Genomic DNA, 17,947 nt, shown 5'->3' on the forward strand with positions numbered 1-17,947 from the left:
GTAAAATTCTCACAAAATCGTTTATTTGTATTAGTTTCAATTGATTAATATAAAATGAAGAACCTTTCTTGGTTTAATAAATTGGCCCTTTTTTGTAATGTAGTGCTAACGATTCTCACGTTTTTAGCGTACGCATTGCCGTTTTTGGCTCCCAAATGGTTTTCTCTTTTATCGGTTTTGACTTTAATTCTTCCTTTGTTTCTTATTCTGAATACCTTGTTTTTTATGTATTGGTTTCTGCAATTTAAAAGACAAATGATATTATCCGGGTTGGTTTTATTACTTGGTATTACGTTTATCAACAAGTTTTATAAGTTTTCGGAAAAGAATTTAGAAGATTCGGACAAGGATTTTGTGGTGATGAGTTATAACGTGCGATTGCTGAATCTTTTTAATTGGATTCCTCGTGACAATGTAGCCCAGGATATTTTGACGTTTGTGAATGATAAAAATCCCGATGTGCTTTGCATTCAAGAATACTCCACTTCGGCTTCCGCTAAAATTGATTTGAAAATTTATCCCTATCGTGCCATTTTTATGACTGGTGATCAAATCAAAACGGGTAATGCCATCTTTTCAAAATTTCCAATTGTAAATGAAGGGAAAATTGATTTTCCGTTTTCAAATAACAATGCCATTTTTGCCGATGTAAAAATTGGAAAAGACTTGATTCGCGTGTATAATTTGCATTTGGAATCGTTGAAAATTTCACCAGATGTGAATGATATTTCCGAGAATGTGGAAGAAATCAAACAAAAAAATCCAAAAATTATTGCCAAACGAATAGGGGAGACCTTTGCCAAACAACAGCAACAAGCCGAAATTATTATGGAGCATAAAAAACTATGTCCGTATCCTAAAATCGTTTGTGGAGATATGAATAATAGTGCTTTTTCCTATGTGTATCGTATTGTAAAAGGCGATATGCAGGATACTTTTGAAGAAGCCGGACAAGGTTTCGGAAAGACGTATAATTTTAATCATTACCCTGCTCGAATCGATTATATTTTTGCCGACACTAAGTTTACGGTCAAAAATTTTCAGCATTTTCCCGAGTTTGTCAATTCTGATCATATGCCAATTATGGCTAGAGTGGAGATTGAATAATTTGCTATAAAACTTGCTTGAGTAAGTATTCTTTCGCGAAACGTCCTTCGTTAAATAACAAATCCAAAATACTTAGATTGTTGATAAATCCGTGCTTTTCTTCAAAGACTTGAGTATAAGGCTCTAGTATAGTAGTGTCTTTTTTTCCGTTGGCCAAATGACGAAAATCGGTAAAATCAGTTACTTCGTGGAAGTATTCTGTGGTTTTGTTATTCCCAAAAGAAACCCCTAAACATTTGGATACAATTTCGATGGTTTCAAAATTCAAATCCATTAAAAAAGTATGTTTTTTTGTAAATATTGAAGAAATGGTATCTTCATAATATTCAAAAAATGGCGAAGTTCTATAGGCCGCTTCTAAAGATTTAAAATGTTGTTTTTGCCAATCGAAAGCGGTTTCTAAACGTGTATCTTTTGTTTTTTGATGTGGTTCACTGCTGTGTTTGATAGGAATGTTTAATAACTGCAATCCGTTTGGACTATAGATATACATTCGATTTCGGTTGGTTTGCTTCTGGAAATTGTCTTCCATTTCAAACGTTACCGAATCAGCTTGAACCATAGCGGCTACTTGGCTTATAGAAGGAAAATAAGTGGGGTGGAGGAGAATGTTCATTTTTTAGAGTTTATTGTTTAAGGTTTATAGTTAGGCGTCAAACAATAAACTACAAACCATAAACTTTATGCATTTTTCTTCTTCTTATTTCTGTAAAAATCGTAACCAAACCAACCTACTAAAAGGATTAAGAAATACTTAAAGTATGAAGTGGGTTGTCCGTCGCCACCAACAGTGCAAAATAATCGGTCCCAACGAATTTTATCAATGGCTTTGCTCCAAGGTGTATTTGGGTCAATACTCCACCAAATAAAAACTGGTTTCCCTACTACGTGATCCATTGGAACAAATCCCCAATAACGGCTGTCTTCCGAACGATGTCTGTTATCTCCCATCATCCAGTAATAATCTTGTTTGAAGGTGTAATTCGTCGCTTCTTTGTCGTTAATGAATATTTTACCCCCTTTTTCTTCTAGTTTGTTACCTTCATAGACTGTGATTAGTCTTTTGTATAAAGGCAAAGTTTCTTTGTTTAAAACTACTGTTTTATTGGCTTCCGGAATATAGATTGGACCGTAATTGTCTTGTGACCATTTTTGGTTGTGTGGAAATAAACCTTTGTCAATTTCAGTTGGGAATGGTGCTATATTTCGTGTCAGTGATTTTACTGCTGGATTGTTTTTTAATTTTTGTGCTCCAGCATCAGTAAGTGCTCCAATGATATATTCGTTTGGATTTCCGGTAGGATACACTCCGTCCGTAATTCCAATTTCACGAACAATATAATTTTCGTCAAAAGCAGAACCATCGGTTAGTAAAGTATACGAGTATTGTGGTCGTGCTCTTTCTGGTAAAATTAATTTTTTATTGTTAATGTAAACAAATCCTTCTTTTATGGATAAGTTGTCTCCAGGTAATCCAACGCAACGTTTTACATAGTTAGAACGTTTGTCCTTAGGTTTGTCGATATGTCTTCCAGAGCGATCAAAAAATTGATACACAGTATCCGCAGGCCAATTGAAACACACAATATCATTATGTTCTATTTTTTGCAATCCAGGTAAACGGAAAGAAGGCAATTGTGGTTTGCTCAAATATGATTTTGCTTTGACCACCATCATACTATCATGAACCATCGGCAAGGCTACAGCAGTAGACGGAGTTCTTGCGCCATAATGAAATTTACTCACAAATAAGAAATCACCTACCAATAACGATTTTTCTAACGAGGATGTCGGAATATTAAACGGTTGCATCACATAGGTATGCACCAATGTAGCGACAATAATAGCATACAATAAAGAAGCAATGGTGTCGCCTGATTTAGTGGTGGGAACCAAACTTCTATTGCGTTTGTAAGTAACATCTTCAGCGTAATTGATGTAGTAAATGTAAAAACCAAGGGTAAGGACTCCTAATAGGGTATCTTTACTCGTGTTTTTGCCAAAACTTCTTAGCGTTTCTACCCAAACGACTATAAACATGATTAGGTTGACAATAGGTACAAACAATAAAGCCGTCCACCAAGTAGGACGATTTATGATTTTCATTAAGATGATAGAATTGTACACAGGAATAAAGGCTTCCCAAGATTTTCTACCGGCTTTTTCATATAATTTCCAAGTCCCTAATCCGTGAATAAGTTGAACTACTAAGAAAAAAATTAACCACTGTAATGCTGTCATAATTTGATTTTTAGATTTTTAGATTTTTAGACTTCTTAGATTTGAGAGAAGTTTTAAACATCTAAAATTTCATTAATTTATATTTTTTATTTTTTGTTTGTCGCTAATTTTCTAAAGATCTAAGCAGTCTAAAGATCTAACGACCTAGATTTAATACGTCCTTCATAGTGAAAATACCTTTTTTACCGACCAACCATTCGGCGGCAATCACGGCTCCTAATGCAAATCCTTCACGGCTGTGAGCAGTGTGTTTGATTTCAATTTGATCAACTTCACTATCATAAAAAACACTATGTGTACCCGGAACAGTTCCAATTCGTTTGGCTTCAATATGAATTTGATGTTCCGTCGGATTTTCTAATGTCCATTCTTGGTAAGCCGAATTTTTGATTACTCCGTTAGCTAATGAAATGGCAGTTCCGCTAGGCGCATCTAACTTTTGAGTATGATGAATTTCTTCCATCGATACTTTATACTGATTTAAATTCGCCATTATTTTGGCCAAGTATTCATTCAATTCAAAGAAAACATTTACGCCCAAGCTAAAATTTGAACCATAAATGAACCCTCCATTTTTTTTCTTACAAAGCGCTACCATTTCATTGTACTTTTCCAACCAACCTGTGGTACCACTCACTACAGGAACATTAGTTGCAAAACATTCCGAAATGTTACACACGGCACTATCAGGAACACTAAAATCGATAGCTACATCTGCAGTTTCTAGTCCGTCGAAAGAAGCGCTGCTTGATTTTTTCAAAACTATTTCATGACCGCGTTCCAAAGCAATTCGTTCAATCACTTTGCCCATTTTTCCGTATCCTAGAAGTGCGATTTTCATTACGCTTTGTTTTTAAATTTTTCAATTAAAGTTAGCAGTAGCAAACCACTTAACAAACCAATTACAAATATGGAAAGAAATTCGATGGTTCGAATAGCTTCTGTGCCTTTAATTCTGGAATAATTCATTATCGATAATGATAAAAGAATAGCAATTATTGGAAGTTTTCTATTTTTCATCATCAGAAGTTATAATTTAAGGTTAAACCTACATTTTGTTTATATGTGAATTCGTTTTGTTGAATTTGTGGTCGTACTGTCAGTTTACCATTGACATTAAATTGTTGCAAATGCGCATCAACATTAGCGTCAACAATATTTAAAATGTATAATGCGGAAGTGATTAATAATGATAAATCACGATTTCTTTGATAACCTTTTTGAGCCGTAAGTAAACGATCATCCGTCAATCGTGTTAGTTCAGGATTTAGATTCGGATCGTTGGCAAGTCGTTTCTTGTATTCATCACGAACCATGTTGTATTGTTTTTGATTCCAAGTGTACGCATAAATACCCGTTCCAATTGCGGCATAGACAATTGGAATTTTCCAGTATTTTTTATTGTACGCTTGTCCTGCTCCAGGCAATAATGCAGAGAAAAAAGCCGCTTTGGCAGGTCGTAAAGGATCAATAGTTGTAGTAACAGTATCGTTGGCTACTAATTTGATTTCATCTTGACTAAATCCAGAAAAATTTCCAAAGCCTATACTAAACAGTGCTATGTATAACCAAAATTTCACTAACCTTTAATTAGTTTGATAATTCTGTTGAAATCTTCTTCGGAATGAAACGGAATAGTAATTTTACCTTTTCCATTACCCGCTACTTTTACGTCTACTTTAGTTCCGAAATAATCGTTGAAGGTTTTTTTCTCTTCAGTTCCAATTTCAAAAGAAGTAGCAGTAGTTTTTGTGTTAGTGGAAGGTTTTTCAGGCGTTCCTTCATGATACGCTTTCACCAAAGCTTCTGTTTCACGAACGGATAAATTTTCGCTTACGATTTTTTGGTAAATATCCGTTTGAACGTCGTGGTTGTCTACATTGATAATCGCACGCCCGTGCCCCATTGAAATGAATCCGTCGCGAATACCCGTTTGGATAATTGGGTCTAATTTTAATAATCGCATGTAGTTTGCAACGGTAGAACGTTTTTTTCCTACGCGATCACTTACTTGCTCTTGTGTTAATTGAATTTCGTCCATCAAACGTTGGTACGATAAAGCGATTTCAATTGGATCCAAATCATGACGTTGGATGTTTTCCACCAAGGCCATGGTTAACGATTCGTTGTCATCGGCTAAGCGAATGTACGCCGGAACCGTTTTTAATCCCAATAATTTAGAAGCACGCAAACGGCGTTCTCCAGAAATTAATTGGTATTTGTTGAAATCCATTTTACGAACCGTAATCGGTTGAATAACTCCTAGTTCGCGAATAGATGTTGCTAATTCTTGTAAAGATTCTTCGTTAAAATTGGTACGCGGTTGAAACGGGTTAATTTCAATCGAATCAATTTCCAATTCGATGATATTCCCAACTACTTTGTCAGCATTTTTATCGGTTACCGATTTAATATCGTTTTCAGGATCTTTCAAAAGTGCCGATAATCCTCTACCCATTGCTTGTTTTTTTGCCAATGCCATATATCTTTCTCCTAAATCTTAACTATTCTTTTTAATAATTTCTTCTGCTAAGTGTAAGTAATTGGTTGCTCCTTTACTGGTAGCATCATACCCAATAATACTTTCGCCATAACTTGGCGCTTCACTTAACTTGATATTTCTTTGGATTACGGTTTCAAATACCATGTTATTGAAGTGTTTTTGCACTTCTTCTACCACTTGATTTGACAAACGTAAACGAGAATCGTACATCGTAAGTAATAAGCCTTCGATGTCTAATTCTGGATTGTGTATTTTTTGAACACTTTTTATCGTGTTTAATAATTTTCCTAAACCTTCCAATGCGAAATACTCACACTGAATTGGAATCACCACACTATTGGCAGCTGTAAGCGCATTTAAGGTTAGTAATCCTAGTGATGGAGCACAGTCGATAATGATATAGTCGTATTGGTCAACCACACTTGCTAAGGCTTGTTTTAGCATGTATTCGCGGTTTTCTTTGTCGACTAATTCTATTTCGATCGCCACCAAATCAATATGTGCAGGAATCACGTCTACATTGGGAGCACTACTTTTAACGATAGCATCGGCTGGGGTATTACTGTGTTCTAAAATTTGGTAGGTACCAATTTCCACACTTTCCACATCAATGCCTAAACCCGAACTGGCATTCGCCTGTGGGTCTGCATCTATTAACAGTACTTTTTTCTCTAAAACACCTAATGCGGCCGCTAAATTAATGGAAGTAGTGGTTTTTCCAACGCCTCCTTTTTGATTAGCAATTGCTATGATTTTACCCATTTGATTTTTGAAATTTTGAGCCGTAAAAATACAATTTATTATGGGATATGAAAATGTATTTTGTTAACAATCTTGTAAAGTTTTGATTGGGAATGGTTTTGGGAGGGTTGAGTTATTGTTGATGAATTTAAAATTGAAAATGGAGGTATATTTGAAATAAGAAAACCAGCTGGGAGGCTGGTTTTTAGTTTTTTATTTAAAAGAAATAAATACATTTGTTTTACTTACAAAAATACATGATGATAAATGTAACTTGTGCAATCATTAAGATTAATAATAAAATACTTGTAACTCAAAGAAGTGAAAAAATGAAATTACCATTGAAATGGGAATTTCCAGGCGGAAAATTGGAAGAGGGTGAAAATGTTGTTGAATGTATTAAACGCGAAATCAAAGAAGAGATTAATATTGAAATTGAAGTTGTAAAACAATTAACTAATAGCATTTATAATTATGAAATTTTTACTGTTAATTTGATACCATTTCTATCGGAATATGTGTCAGGAGAAATTATTTTATTTGAACATAATGACTACAAGTTACTTGAAAAATCTGAACTTTTGCAATTAGATTGGGCTGAAGCTGATTTACCGATTGTTAAAGAATTTCTAAAACTGGAACTATGAACCAAGGATTGTATGAAGAATTAGTTACTAAACTGATAAACTATAAATTAAACGAATTAAACAAAGACACTTTTCATATAAAGAAAACTTTAATTGACAAAGCAGAAGCTGCTCAATTATTATCTCAACATATCGGCAAAACTATAAAGCAAGCTTTTAATCTAATTAAAGGTGACGACATACTTGAAACTCAAATTGAAATCGCTAATAAAATTATTTTCTTCTTAAAAGAAGAATTAAAAAGAGAAGAGTTTGCAAATGATTTGATAGAAACTGAAGGAAAAATATTAAAAGCTGTATTTACAAAAGTAGACAGTCATTTTGCTGATTTAGATTTACACCTAAAAGAAATTACACCTTACACTAGATTAATTCATAGTGAACTTTTTACAGGCGGAAATTCTGGGACGACTTTAGAAAGTGAATTAAGAAAAGAAATTTTATCATCAGATGAAATTGATTTGTTAGTTTCATTCATAAAATGGAAAGGGATTAGAATTCTAGAACGTGAATTGAGAGAATTTACTGAACGAGGTGGGAAGCTAAGAGTAATTACAACAACATATATTGGTGCAACAGATGCAAAAGCAGTTGAGTTTTTATCTTCTTTAAAAAATACTGAAGTCAAAGTTTCTTATAATACAGGAAATGAGAGGTTACATGCAAAAGCGTATTTGTTTCAAAGAAAAACAGGTTTTCATACAGGATATATCGGATCTTCAAATTTTTCTCGTTCTGCATTAACAGATGGATTAGAATGGAATTTAAAAATAACAACCAAAGAAGTTGGTCATATTATTGATAAATTCAAGAAAACATTCGAAGCATATTGGCAAAATTCAGAATTTGAATTGTATGATAAAAATATTCATTCTGTAAAGTTAGTTGAAGCTTTAAAGCAAGGAAAATTTTCTAAAGAATATACTTTTACAACATCTTATTTTGATTTAAAACCGTTTCATTATCAAAGTGAAATTCTTGAAAAATTAGAAGTTGAAAGATCAGTTCATAATAGATATAGAAATCTTTTAGTTGCAGCTACAGGAACTGGAAAAACAGTTATTTCTGCTTTTGATTATAAAAATTTTAGAAATAATAACCAATCATCGAAGTTACTTTTTGTGGCTCATAGAAAAGAAATTTTACAACAAGCAAAAGCAACTTTTCAAGGAATTTTAAAAGACAATAATTTTGGCGATTTATGGGTTGATGGAATGGAACCAAACTCAAATGAATATGTTTTTGCTTCGGTTCAAACTTTAAATAATCGACTAAAAGAAATTAAACTTTCACCGGAATATTACGATTTTATTATTGTAGATGAAGTACATCATATATCTGCATCAACTTATAGACCGATTATAAATTACTTTAAACCAAAAGTTCTTTTAGGGTTAACAGCAACTCCAGAAAGAATGGATGATGAAGATATTTTGGAGGATTTCTGTAATCGTATTGCTGCCGAAATTAGACTTCCTGAAGCTTTAAATAAGAAATTATTAAGTCCGTTCCAATATTTTGGAATTACAGATAGTATAGACTTAACTAATGTAAAATGGGAAAAAGGAAAGTACGTTGCAAGTGAATTGACGAGTTTATATACAAAAAATGATGTGCGTGTTGGTCAAATAATTTCAAATCTTGAGAAGTACACAAATGATATAAATGATGTGCGAGCAATTGGATTTTGTGTAACTGTCGAACATGCAATATTTATGACAGAAAAGTTCAATTTAGCGGGTTTAAAAGCAGAATGTTTGACAAGTAAAAATTCAAGTGAAAGAGATAGAATTAGAGCACAATTCAAGAAAAAAGAATTCAATTATTTATTTGTCGTAGATATTTTCAATGAAGGTGTTGATATACCCGAAATTGATACTGTTTTGTTTTTAAGACCAACAGAAAGTTTGACAGTTTTTCTTCAACAATTAGGACGTGGATTACGTTTGGCTGAAGGAAAAGATTGTCTAACAGTATTGGATTTTGTTGGAAATTCAAGACCAGAATATGATTTTGAAAGTAAGTTTAGAGCATTGATTGGAAAAACTACTACATCTGTGCAAAAGGAAATAGAAGATGATTTTCCTCATTTACCCTTAGGATGTTCCGTTATTTTAGAAAAGAAGGCTAAAGAAAATATTTTAGAAAACATCAAAAGAGCAACATCACTAAATGTAAATCAGTTGATAGCAAAGATTAGAAATTTTCAACATCAAACAACGTTACCATTAACATTAGAAAATTTTATTAGTTTAAATCATTTATCAATTGAAACCATTTACAAAAAAGATAGTTGGTCGAGATTATGTCAAAAAGCAGGAGTGATTGATGATTTTGAACCAATCAATGAAAAACAAATTTATTCGGCAATTGCAAAAAAATGGCTTTCCACTAATTCGATAAGTTATTTCAATTTCATCTTACAGATAGCAAAACAAAATTTTGACATTAAAATTGATGATTTTAGTCAAAATGAAAAAACAATGATATTAATGCTACATTACGATGTTTGGCAAAATGCAGGAGGGTTTGATTCGTTAGAAAAAAGTATAAATCAAATTGGAAAAAACAAAACTCTTGTTAAGGAAATTAATGAAGTATTAGAACTATTAGTTGATAAAATTGGTTTTAAAGAAATTGATATTAAACTTCCTTACGAACAACCTTTGAAGTTGCATGCCCGATATACAAGAGACCAAATATTAGTTGCTTTTGGATTAAGTACATTTAATAAAAAATCCTCTAATAGAGAAGGTGCAGCTTTTAATGCAAAATTGAATACAGAGATTCTTTTTATTAATTTAATTAAATCAGAAGAAGATTTCTCACCAACCACAATGTATGATGATTATGCTATCAATGAAACTTTATTTCATTGGCAATCTCATAATGCTTATGGACCAGAAACTTCTAAAGGACAATCATACATAAATCATCTTGAAATCAATAAAAAAATTCTTCTTTTTGTTAGAGAAAAAGCAAACGACAAGAATGGAAATACAATGGGTTATGTATTTATTGGTGAAGGAAACTTTTTGGAAAGCGAAGGATCTAAACCAATGAATATCAAATGGGAGCTAAATGAGCCTATGCCAAATTATTTATGGAAAGATTCTGCAAAAATGTCTATTGGATAGTGTCTTTTGTAAACAAAAAAAACACCAACATTTCTGTTAGTGTTTAATTATAATGTGAGATTGCTTCGTGCCTCGCAATGACTGGTTGAGAGTTACTCCTCCATCAAAACTTCCAAAATACTAATCGCTGCTTCACTAATTTTAGTTCCAGGACCAAAAACGGCAACCGCGCCGGCGTCAAAAAGGTATTGGTAATCTTGTGCTGGAATTACTCCACCTACAATCACCATAATGTCTTCACGACCGTATTTTTTGAGTTCTTCAATTACTTGTGGTACGAGGGTTTTGTGTCCCGCTGCCAAAGAAGAAACCCCTAAAATATGTACGTCGTTTTCCACGGCTTGTTTCGCTGCTTCTTGTGGCGTTTGAAATAATGGCCCAATGTCTACGTCAAAACCAACATCGGCGTAACCGGTGGCCACTACTTTAGCACCACGGTCGTGTCCGTCCTGACCCATTTTGGCAATCATAATTCGTGGGCGACGTCCCTCTTTTTTAGCAAAGGCATCTGCTAATTGTTTTGCTTTTTCAAAGCTTTCGTCGTTTTTGATTTCTTTACTATACACGCCACTAAAACTTCTAATTTGTGCTTTGTATCTTCCGAAAACCGTTTCTAAAGCGTCGCTAATTTCACCTAAAGTGGCTCTGTTTCGCGCCGCTTCTACGGCCAATTCTAATAAATTTCCACCATTTCCTTTGGCACATTCGATCAATTTTGAAAGGCTTGCTTGTACTTTGGCTGTATCACGTGTCGCTTTGATTTGCTCCAAACGTTCAATTTGTTGTTTACGAACCGTTTGGTTGTCCACTTCTAAAATATGTAAGGGATCTTCTTTGTCTAATCGGTATTGGTTCACCCCCACAATAATATCTTGCCCACTGTCGATGCGCGCTTGTTTACGTGCTGCCGCTTCTTCAATACGTAATTTTGGAATTCCGGCTTCAATCGCTTTGGTCATGCCACCTAATTCTTCTACTTCTTCCATCAAAGCCCAAGCTTTTTCGGCAATTTCAGCAGTCAGACTTTCTACATAATAACTTCCCGCCCAAGGATCAACCGTTTTGCAAATTTTGGTTTCCTCTTGCAAGAAAATTTGCGTATTACGCGCAATACGTGCCGAGAAATCGGTCGGTAAAGCAATAGCTTCATCTAAAGCGTTGGTGTGTAGCGATTGGGTTCCGCCAAAGGCAGCCGCAGCGGCTTCAATGGCAGTACGGGCTACATTATTAAAAGGATCTTGCTCGGTTAAACTCCAACCTGAAGTTTGACAATGCGTTCGTAAGGCTAAGGATTTGTCGTCTTTTGGGTTGAATTGTTTTAAGAGTTTTGCCCACAACATTCGACCGGCACGCATTTTGGCAATTTCCATAAAATGGTTCATCCCAATTGCCCAGAAAAAAGAAAGGCGAGGAGCGAAGGTATCAATATCCATTCCTGCGGCCAATCCGGTACGGATGTATTCTAATCCATCAGCTAACGTATAGGCCAATTCAATATCGGCGGTAGCTCCCGCTTCTTGCATGTGATAACCCGAAATCGAAATCGAATTGAACTTCGGCATCTTGTTGCTCGTATATTCGAAAATATCGGCAATGATTTTCATAGAAGGCGTAGGTGGGTAAATGTACGTATTACGTACCATGAATTCCTTCAAAATATCGTTTTGTATGGTTCCCGACAATAGGTTAGGTGCCACGCCTTGTTCTTCGGCAGCGACAATATAAAAGGCCATGATGGGTAAAACCGCACCATTCATGGTCATCGAAACCGACATTTCATCAAGTGGAATTTGGTCGAAAAGCACTTTCATGTCTTCCACCGAATCGATGGCAACACCCGCTTTACCGACGTCTCCAACCACTCTTTCATGATCAGAATCATAACCACGGTGTGTGGCTAAGTCAAACGCAACCGACAATCCTTTTTGTCCCGCAGCAAGATTTCTTCTGTAAAAGGCATTACTTTCTTCTGCAGTTGAAAATCCGGCATACTGTCGAATTGTCCAAGGACGACGAACATACATGGTAGCGTATGGGCCTCGTAAGTTGGGCGCAAAACCTGCTCCGAACTCTAAGTGTTCTAATCCTTCGATGTCGGATACAGAATAGGTTGGTTTTATTTCGATCCCTTCAGCAGTTAGAAATGGGCTCGAAACGATTTCTTCCGATTTTTGATTTCTGACTTCTGAATTTAAAGTAATATGTTGAATGTTTTTTCTCATAAATGATTACTATTCCACAACTTTGAAAATATAGTTGCGATAAACCAATGTTTTATGTTTGTTGTTTACCAATGCACCAGTGATAGCTGTTGCTGTTCCTCCCATAAATAAAGCAAAAGCACTTCCACTTTTAGCAGCACCAGCTACTCCCGAACCTACGATAAGTCCAGCGCCCACTCCGTATAGAATGTTTTTTGCAGTACGGCCTCCTTTGGTGTAGTTTTTTATACTTCCAATGTTACTTAAAGCGACATCATTTCCGTTAACTGTAATGGTTTCAGCATCTTTTACGGCTAAATCTCCGACAAATTTCTTACGATCTAGCGTGGTTATTTTTACTCGAGTACCTGATTCAAAAAGTACCGTTTTGCCATTTACTTTGTTTGCCGCTTCTAGCTTTTTGTTTTGAGCTACTGTAGTTAGGGATAGAAATACTAATAGGATTGAAATTAATTTTTTCATGTTGTTGAAAGTTTATTGGTTTTCGGTGGCTAATCGTTCTTGTTCTAATTTTTCCGCCAAGCGTTTTTCAATGATTGGAGTAATTAGGGTTTTTCTGGGTTGTATTTTTACGAATGGATAGAGTTCTAAATCGTCTTTCATTCGGTCATTTTTATTTGGATATTTATTCGTTCCGAGTAAGGTTTCTTTTCCTTCATCAAATAAAGTTTGTTCTTTTTCGGCGCTTTCTTTTATTTTTCGTTGGATATTTCCTTCTATCAATTGGGTAATAAATCCGCCATTGGCTTCTAATTCTTTAAATAAAAGTAAAGCTTTTTCGGCTAGTTGTTTGGTGATTTCTTCCACATAGTAAGCACCATCTGCTGGATTGTTGACTTTGTCAAAGTAACTCTCTTTTTTAAGCACTAATAATTGGTTTCTTGAAATTCGGTCTCCAAATTCGTTGTCTTTATGATAAATCGCGTCATACGCTAGATTCGAAACCGCATTGGCACCTCCTAAAATCGCACTCATGCATTCGGTTGTCGTGCGAAGCATGTTTACGTTATAATCGTATAAGGTTTTATTTCGCTTAGTTGGAGTAGCAATGATGTGGCAATCGAATTGATGATTGTATTCTTTTGCTAATGCATTGAATAGTTGTCGCAGCGCACGAAGTTTGGCAATTTCGAAGAAATAGTTGGTGCCGACAGCGACGTTTATCGTTATCGGTTTATCGATAGCTGAAACGCGGTTGAAATATTCATTCACATGTGCTAAAATATAAGCCAATTGCTGTACCATGTTGGCACCAGCATTCTGATAGGTTTCGGCATTTACACTTAGCGTTGCATTGAGTTGATTGAGTGTAGTAAAGTCGGCATCAAGATTGGAAAACCAATTGCCATCTTTTACTAATTGTCCGATTGGATCCAATTCTATAATGGTATCTGGTCTTACGGATTGTATGCTTTTTACGAATTCAGCCTTTAAAAAAGTAGGTTTGATGTACACTTGAACATCGGAAGGAATAGCATGTAACAATTTCTCTACAGCAATAGTTTCGTCTGCAATAGTCAATCGAATACTTTCCGCACCACGCGATAAGGTGTCTAAGGCTCTTGTGATCGATTTGTCTACATCATGCACAAAAATATTTTGAACGATTTTGAAGTTGGTGGCCGACGTAGTGATTTGAGCCGGAGTTACGGTCTCATCGATATGATAAAATGGCTTGACTTTTATGCCTTCCGGACTTTCCCAAACCAATGTTTCGTTATAATCGGCACCTTTCAGTTCGTACTGAATTTGTTGTTTCCATTGTTTGGAGGAAACCGCATCGAATTCGTTAAATAACTCTTTTGACATTCTGTTATTTGTATTTTATTATTTTGAAGCTTACTCGATGGTATCGCCTTCAAATTCTATGATGTAAATATCTTCGTTTTCTTTTTTCATGTAATATTTTTCGCGAGCATACCGTTCAATTTCGGCAGGATTTTTAAGCTTTTTGATGCTTTTTCTATCCTTAGTGATCTCGTCTTGGTAGTATTTTTTATTGTCTTCAAGCTCTTCAATTTCTTTGTTTAAAAGCCGATGATCTAAATAGGAATAATTGTCTAAAAAGAGTAACCATACAATAAAAAAAACGGTAACAATAAAGTATTTGTTCCCCAAGAATTGGAGCCAACTATTGTTTTCGATTATTTTTTTGAAAGGGTTTTTCATTTTTGAAATGCAATTACACTAGCCCTGATAATAGTGGAAATCCTGTTGGTGTGAGATTGCTTCGCAAGCTCGCAATGACAGATTGCAACGGATAGCAGGAAATAGCTCCTAAAAATAGTAAATATTTATGAAATACGCTGATTAATTACTGCTCGTACCACATCAATAGCCACCGTGTTGTATTTATCGTTCGGGATAATGATATCGGCATGGGCTTTGGTAGGTTCGATGAATTGTTCGTGCATTGGTTTTAAAGTCGTTTGATAACGGCTTAAAACCTCTTCCATGTCGCGACCACGCTCGGCAATATCGCGTTTTAAACGGCGAATTAAGCGTTCATCAGAATCGGCATGGACATAAATTTTGATATCAAACATTTCGCGAAGTTCTGGATTGGTTAGGATTAAAATACCTTCGACAATCATTACCTTTCGGGGATGGGTATGAATAGTATCGCCAGTACGGTTGTGCTTTACGAAAGAATAAACAGGTTGGTCAATGGGTTTGCCGTCTTTTAAATCTTTTAGATGTTGCACTAAAAGTTCAAAGTCGATGGAACGCGGATGATCGAAGTTGATTTTGGTACGATCCTCAAGTGACAAATCACTAGTTTCTCTATAATAATGATCTTGAGAAATAATACCGACTTCTGTTTCGGGTAATTCGTTCATGATTTGATGAACAACAGTTGTTTTTCCTGAACCTGTTCCGCCTGCAATGCCTATTATTAACATATAAAAGTGTGTTGTGGGTAAAGGGCAAAAGTAGGAAATATTTTTTAGAGTATTTTGTTTAGAATTTATGTTTTTTATCGGATTCAAACAAAAAAATCCTCCTTGTAAACAAGAAGGATTTTAACTTTCGTCGGGGTGGCAGGATTGCATATCCTGAAATTGGTTTTGTTGCTAAAAGTGAATCCATTTCGGTTGTTACAAAACCGTAGTCTTTGTTTTATTTAAAAATCACTTGGAATAAATTCAAGTATTTTAAAATAAAAAAATCCTCCTTGTAAACAAGAAGGATTCTACTTTCGTCGGGGTGGCAGGATTCGAACCTGCGACCTCCTGGTCCCAAACCAGGCGCGATAACCGGGCTACGCTACACCCCGAAAGCGGGTGCAAATATAATAAGTTTTTTCAGTAAAAAAAGAGTTTCTGATTTTTTTTTATGGCAAATATCAAGATTGTTTATAAAACTATTGATAACTGTGATTTGCATTTCTTTTTATCAGGTTTAATTTCTGTATTTTTGGACTTCAAAATTTTTAAGTTATGTCAAATTCAATTGAAAAAATAAAATGCCTTATTATCGGTTCGGGGCCAGCAGGATATACTGCTGCAATTTATGCTGCCAGAGCCAACATGAATCCCGTTTTATACCAAGGAACACAACCTGGCGGACAATTAACAACTACCAATGAAGTGGAAAACTTCCCAGGCTATCCTGAAGGAGTTACCGGTCCGGAAATGATGGTGCAATTGCAAGAACAAGCCAAGCGTTTTGGAACTGATATTCGCAACGGTTGGGCTACTAAAGTAGATTTTTCAGGAGATATCCATAAAGTTTGGATTAATGATAGCATTGAATTACACTGTGAAACGGTAATTATTTCCACCGGGGCTTCAGCAAAATATTTAGGATTACCTTCAGAACAAAAATACTTGAATCTTGGTGGTGGTGTTTCGGCTTGTGCAGTGTGTGATGGTTTCTTTTATCGCAATCAAGAAGTTGTCATCGTTGGAGCAGGAGATAGTGCTTGTGAAGAAGCACATTATTTGGCCAAAATGTGTAAAAAAGTAACAATGTTAGTGCGTAGCGAACAATTTAGAGCCTCTAAAATTATGGAAGCACGTGTTCGCAAAACAGAAAACATCGAAATTTTAATGCATACTGAAACCGATGAAGTGTTAGGTGATGGTCAAGTAGTTACTGGAGTTAGAGCTGTAAATAGAGCTACTGGTGAGAAACATGACATTCCAGCCACTGGTTTCTTTGTAGCTATTGGACATAAACCGAATACCGATATTTTTAAAGACTTTATCACGTTAGATGAAACGGGCTATATTGTAAATGTTCCTGGAACTTCTAAAACAAATGTGGCAGGTGTATTTGTAGCTGGTGATGCTGCCGATCATGTATACCGTCAGGCAATTACTGCGGCAGGAACGGGTTGTATGGCGGCTTTAGATGCAGAACGCTATTTGGCAGCTAAAGAACATTAATAAGCTTTCCTATATAGAATAAAAAAAACCAACCTTTCGGTTGGTTTTTTTTTATGTAGGTTATTGCTTTAATTTCTTTTGTAAAATTGCCTCATCAGCAAACTTCTTGATTTCTATTTTTGGATCTCCGTAAATGCTTAACTTACTTTTACCTGCAGCAGAAATACTCAAATTTCCATTAGAAAAAACGCCACATTCTGTTGTTCCTTCAATCGTAATACTGGTCATTTTTGACGTTAAATTGGTACCTGTATATTTCGAATTATTGTCCAAACGTAGTTTTAATTCATTGGTAGCACCATCTATAGTAGCTTCGGCTTTTTGATACAAGTCAAATTTCAATTTGTTTGAATTTATGATGGCTCTCAATTCGGAGTTTTTACTCATCTCTATAGAAGCATCATCGCTTTTTAAATTTAAATTGATTTCCGACTTATCATTGGTAATTAAGGTAAAATTAGGCGCGTTTACATTTAATGAAGATTTAGAATAATCGAATGTTTTAACGGTAATATTCTTTACGTTTAATTCGCTAATTGCGCTTAGTTTGGCGTTGTGTTTTACCGAAACCAATTTTAAACTATCAGTATAGGTTACTCGAATTTCTAATTTTTTGAATCCCGAAATTTCTTTGTTGGTGTTTAATCGCAATATTTTACCATAATTTTTAAAATCGATAGCCGAATGCAAATTGTCATCCGTTTCAATTTCTATTGAGTTTTGATCTCCTTTTACTAAAAACACTTCTAAATTATCTTCAATTTCAATTTCTTGAAAAGAAGCAATTTCGTGTTTTTCGGTTTTAAGAATTTTGGTTCCTTTTACTTTTTCCTTCTTTTGAGCAAAAGCCAAAGTAGTACATAACAATGTTATAAGCAGAAAAGTAATTTTTTTCATTTGTGCGGGTATTTGATTTGCACAAATATAAAAAAATCATTCACGGATATGAATGATTTTA

At 34.9% G+C, this 17,947-nt stretch carries 17 protein-coding genes and 1 tRNA gene; 4 read left to right on the forward strand and 14 right to left on the reverse strand.

Annotated features, from left to right (window positions below):
- Nucleotides 1-54: 54 nt before the first annotated feature.
- Entirely contained in the window at nt 55-1,107 is a 1,053-nt protein-coding gene (locus tag EQG63_RS08640) for an endonuclease/exonuclease/phosphatase family protein (protein WP_129435976.1), read from the forward strand.
- 4 nt (nt 1,108-1,111) lie between these two features.
- Here EQG63_RS08640 and EQG63_RS08645 read toward each other — a convergent pair whose 3' ends face one another.
- The 7 genes from EQG63_RS08645 to EQG63_RS08675 all read right to left on the reverse strand — a co-directional run bounded on the left by EQG63_RS08645 (nt 1,112) and on the right by EQG63_RS08675 (nt 6,613).
- Nucleotides 1,112-1,723 (reverse strand): WbqC family protein, encoded by a 612-nt coding sequence (locus EQG63_RS08645; protein ID WP_129435977.1) that lies wholly within the window; start codon nt 1,721-1,723, stop codon nt 1,112-1,114.
- Nucleotides 1,724-1,788: 65 nt separating this feature from the next.
- On the reverse strand, nt 1,789-3,348 hold the full coding sequence (gene lepB, locus EQG63_RS08650; protein ID WP_129435978.1) for a signal peptidase I: 1,560 nt from the start codon (nt 3,346-3,348) through the stop codon (nt 1,789-1,791).
- 136 nt (nt 3,349-3,484) lie between these two features.
- A complete protein-coding gene (gene dapB / locus EQG63_RS08655) occupies nt 3,485-4,189 on the reverse strand; it encodes a 4-hydroxy-tetrahydrodipicolinate reductase (RefSeq protein WP_129435979.1) in 705 nt (234 codons plus the stop codon).
- Entirely contained in the window at nt 4,189-4,371 is a 183-nt protein-coding gene (locus tag EQG63_RS08660; protein ID WP_129435980.1) for a hypothetical protein, read from the reverse strand. The genes dapB and EQG63_RS08660 overlap by 1 nt, the downstream gene beginning before the upstream one ends.
- The gene (locus EQG63_RS08665; RefSeq protein WP_129435981.1) at nt 4,371-4,928 is read right to left on the reverse strand and encodes a DUF5683 domain-containing protein; all 558 of its coding nucleotides are present in this window, start codon (nt 4,926-4,928) and stop codon (nt 4,371-4,373) included. Before EQG63_RS08665 ends, EQG63_RS08660 begins: the two co-directional genes overlap by 1 nt.
- Nucleotides 4,928-5,830, reverse strand: coding sequence for a ParB/RepB/Spo0J family partition protein (locus EQG63_RS08670; protein ID WP_129435982.1), 903 nt, complete (start codon nt 5,828-5,830; stop codon nt 4,928-4,930). The genes EQG63_RS08665 and EQG63_RS08670 overlap by 1 nt, the downstream gene beginning before the upstream one ends.
- 18 nt (nt 5,831-5,848) lie before the next feature.
- Nucleotides 5,849-6,613, reverse strand: coding sequence for a ParA family protein (locus tag EQG63_RS08675; RefSeq protein ID WP_129435983.1), 765 nt, complete (start codon nt 6,611-6,613; stop codon nt 5,849-5,851).
- A 236-nt stretch (nt 6,614-6,849) separates the two neighbouring features.
- Between EQG63_RS08675 and EQG63_RS08680 the strand changes: the two genes are divergently transcribed.
- Both EQG63_RS08680 and EQG63_RS08685 read left to right on the forward strand, forming a co-directional pair.
- On the forward strand, nt 6,850-7,239 hold the full coding sequence (locus EQG63_RS08680; RefSeq protein ID WP_235827823.1) for a (deoxy)nucleoside triphosphate pyrophosphohydrolase: 390 nt from the start codon (nt 6,850-6,852) through the stop codon (nt 7,237-7,239).
- On the forward strand, nt 7,236-10,376 hold the full coding sequence (locus EQG63_RS08685; RefSeq protein WP_129435984.1) for a DEAD/DEAH box helicase: 3,141 nt from the start codon (nt 7,236-7,238) through the stop codon (nt 10,374-10,376). Before EQG63_RS08680 ends, EQG63_RS08685 begins: the two co-directional genes overlap by 4 nt.
- 92 nt (nt 10,377-10,468) lie before the next feature.
- Here EQG63_RS08685 and scpA read toward each other — a convergent pair whose 3' ends face one another.
- The 6 genes from scpA to EQG63_RS08715 all read right to left on the reverse strand — a co-directional run bounded on the left by scpA (nt 10,469) and on the right by EQG63_RS08715 (nt 15,875).
- Nucleotides 10,469-12,598 carry a methylmalonyl-CoA mutase gene (gene scpA / locus EQG63_RS08690; protein ID WP_129435985.1) on the reverse strand — a complete coding sequence of 710 codons (2,130 nt, stop codon included), beginning with the start codon at nt 12,596-12,598 and terminating at the stop codon, nt 10,469-10,471.
- 9 nt (nt 12,599-12,607) lie between these two features.
- Nucleotides 12,608-13,060, reverse strand: a complete 453-nt coding sequence (locus EQG63_RS08695; RefSeq protein ID WP_129435986.1) for a hypothetical protein — start codon at nt 13,058-13,060, stop codon at nt 12,608-12,610.
- Between the two features lie 12 nt (nt 13,061-13,072).
- Nucleotides 13,073-14,407 carry a methylmalonyl-CoA mutase subunit beta gene (locus EQG63_RS08700; RefSeq protein WP_129435987.1) on the reverse strand — a complete coding sequence of 445 codons (1,335 nt, stop codon included), beginning with the start codon at nt 14,405-14,407 and terminating at the stop codon, nt 13,073-13,075.
- A gap of 30 nt (nt 14,408-14,437) precedes the next feature.
- A complete protein-coding gene (locus tag EQG63_RS08705) occupies nt 14,438-14,767 on the reverse strand; it encodes an FtsB family cell division protein (protein WP_129435988.1) in 330 nt (109 codons plus the stop codon).
- Nucleotides 14,768-14,892: 125 nt separating this feature from the next.
- On the reverse strand, nt 14,893-15,501 hold the full coding sequence (gene udk, locus EQG63_RS08710) for a uridine kinase (RefSeq protein WP_129435989.1): 609 nt from the start codon (nt 15,499-15,501) through the stop codon (nt 14,893-14,895).
- Nucleotides 15,502-15,800: 299 nt separating this feature from the next.
- Nucleotides 15,801-15,875: transfer RNA gene (locus EQG63_RS08715), tRNA-Pro, on the reverse strand.
- 163 nt (nt 15,876-16,038) lie between these two features.
- Here EQG63_RS08715 and trxB point away from each other — a divergent pair.
- Nucleotides 16,039-16,989 (forward strand): thioredoxin-disulfide reductase, encoded by a 951-nt coding sequence (gene trxB, locus EQG63_RS08720; RefSeq protein ID WP_129435990.1) that lies wholly within the window; start codon nt 16,039-16,041, stop codon nt 16,987-16,989.
- 60 nt (nt 16,990-17,049) lie between these two features.
- On the opposite strand, the gene EQG63_RS08725 is transcribed toward trxB, so the two are convergent.
- Nucleotides 17,050-17,886: a GIN domain-containing protein gene (locus EQG63_RS08725; protein ID WP_129435991.1), complete on the reverse strand. Its 837-nt coding sequence runs from the start codon at nt 17,884-17,886 to the stop codon at nt 17,050-17,052.
- Nucleotides 17,887-17,947 lie beyond the last annotated feature (61 nt).

The organism is Flavobacterium amnicola, from assembly GCF_004122165.1.
Classification (GTDB): Bacteria; Bacteroidota; Bacteroidia; order Flavobacteriales; family Flavobacteriaceae; genus Flavobacterium; species Flavobacterium amnicola.

Excerpts from the sequence above, each read along its gene's own strand:
- EQG63_RS08640 (WP_129435976.1), top strand. The coding sequence starts at position 55 with ATGAAGAACCTTTCTTGGTTTAATAAATTGGCCCTTTTTTGTAATGTA.
- EQG63_RS08705 (WP_129435988.1), bottom strand. The coding sequence starts at position 14,767 with ATGAAAAACCCTTTCAAAAAAATAATCGAAAACAATAGTTGGCTCCAA.
- trxB (WP_129435990.1), top strand. The coding sequence starts at position 16,039 with ATGTCAAATTCAATTGAAAAAATAAAATGCCTTATTATCGGTTCGGGG.
- lepB (WP_129435978.1), bottom strand. The coding sequence starts at position 3,348 with ATGACAGCATTACAGTGGTTAATTTTTTTCTTAGTAGTTCAACTTATT.
- EQG63_RS08660 (WP_129435980.1), bottom strand. The coding sequence starts at position 4,371 with ATGATGAAAAATAGAAAACTTCCAATAATTGCTATTCTTTTATCATTA.
- EQG63_RS08685 (WP_129435984.1), top strand. The coding sequence starts at position 7,236 with ATGAACCAAGGATTGTATGAAGAATTAGTTACTAAACTGATAAACTAT.
- udk (WP_129435989.1), bottom strand. The coding sequence starts at position 15,501 with ATGTTAATAATAGGCATTGCAGGCGGAACAGGTTCAGGAAAAACAACT.
- EQG63_RS08695 (WP_129435986.1), bottom strand. The coding sequence starts at position 13,060 with ATGAAAAAATTAATTTCAATCCTATTAGTATTTCTATCCCTAACTACA.
- EQG63_RS08700 (WP_129435987.1), bottom strand. The coding sequence starts at position 14,407 with ATGTCAAAAGAGTTATTTAACGAATTCGATGCGGTTTCCTCCAAACAA.
- EQG63_RS08675 (WP_129435983.1), bottom strand. The coding sequence starts at position 6,613 with ATGGGTAAAATCATAGCAATTGCTAATCAAAAAGGAGGCGTTGGAAAA.
- EQG63_RS08680 (WP_235827823.1), top strand. The coding sequence starts at position 6,850 with ATGATGATAAATGTAACTTGTGCAATCATTAAGATTAATAATAAAATA.
- dapB (WP_129435979.1), bottom strand. The coding sequence starts at position 4,189 with ATGAAAATCGCACTTCTAGGATACGGAAAAATGGGCAAAGTGATTGAA.
- EQG63_RS08725 (WP_129435991.1), bottom strand. The coding sequence starts at position 17,886 with ATGAAAAAAATTACTTTTCTGCTTATAACATTGTTATGTACTACTTTG.
- scpA (WP_129435985.1), bottom strand. The coding sequence starts at position 12,598 with ATGAGAAAAAACATTCAACATATTACTTTAAATTCAGAAGTCAGAAAT.
- EQG63_RS08645 (WP_129435977.1), bottom strand. The coding sequence starts at position 1,723 with ATGAACATTCTCCTCCACCCCACTTATTTTCCTTCTATAAGCCAAGTA.
- EQG63_RS08670 (WP_129435982.1), bottom strand. The coding sequence starts at position 5,830 with ATGGCATTGGCAAAAAAACAAGCAATGGGTAGAGGATTATCGGCACTT.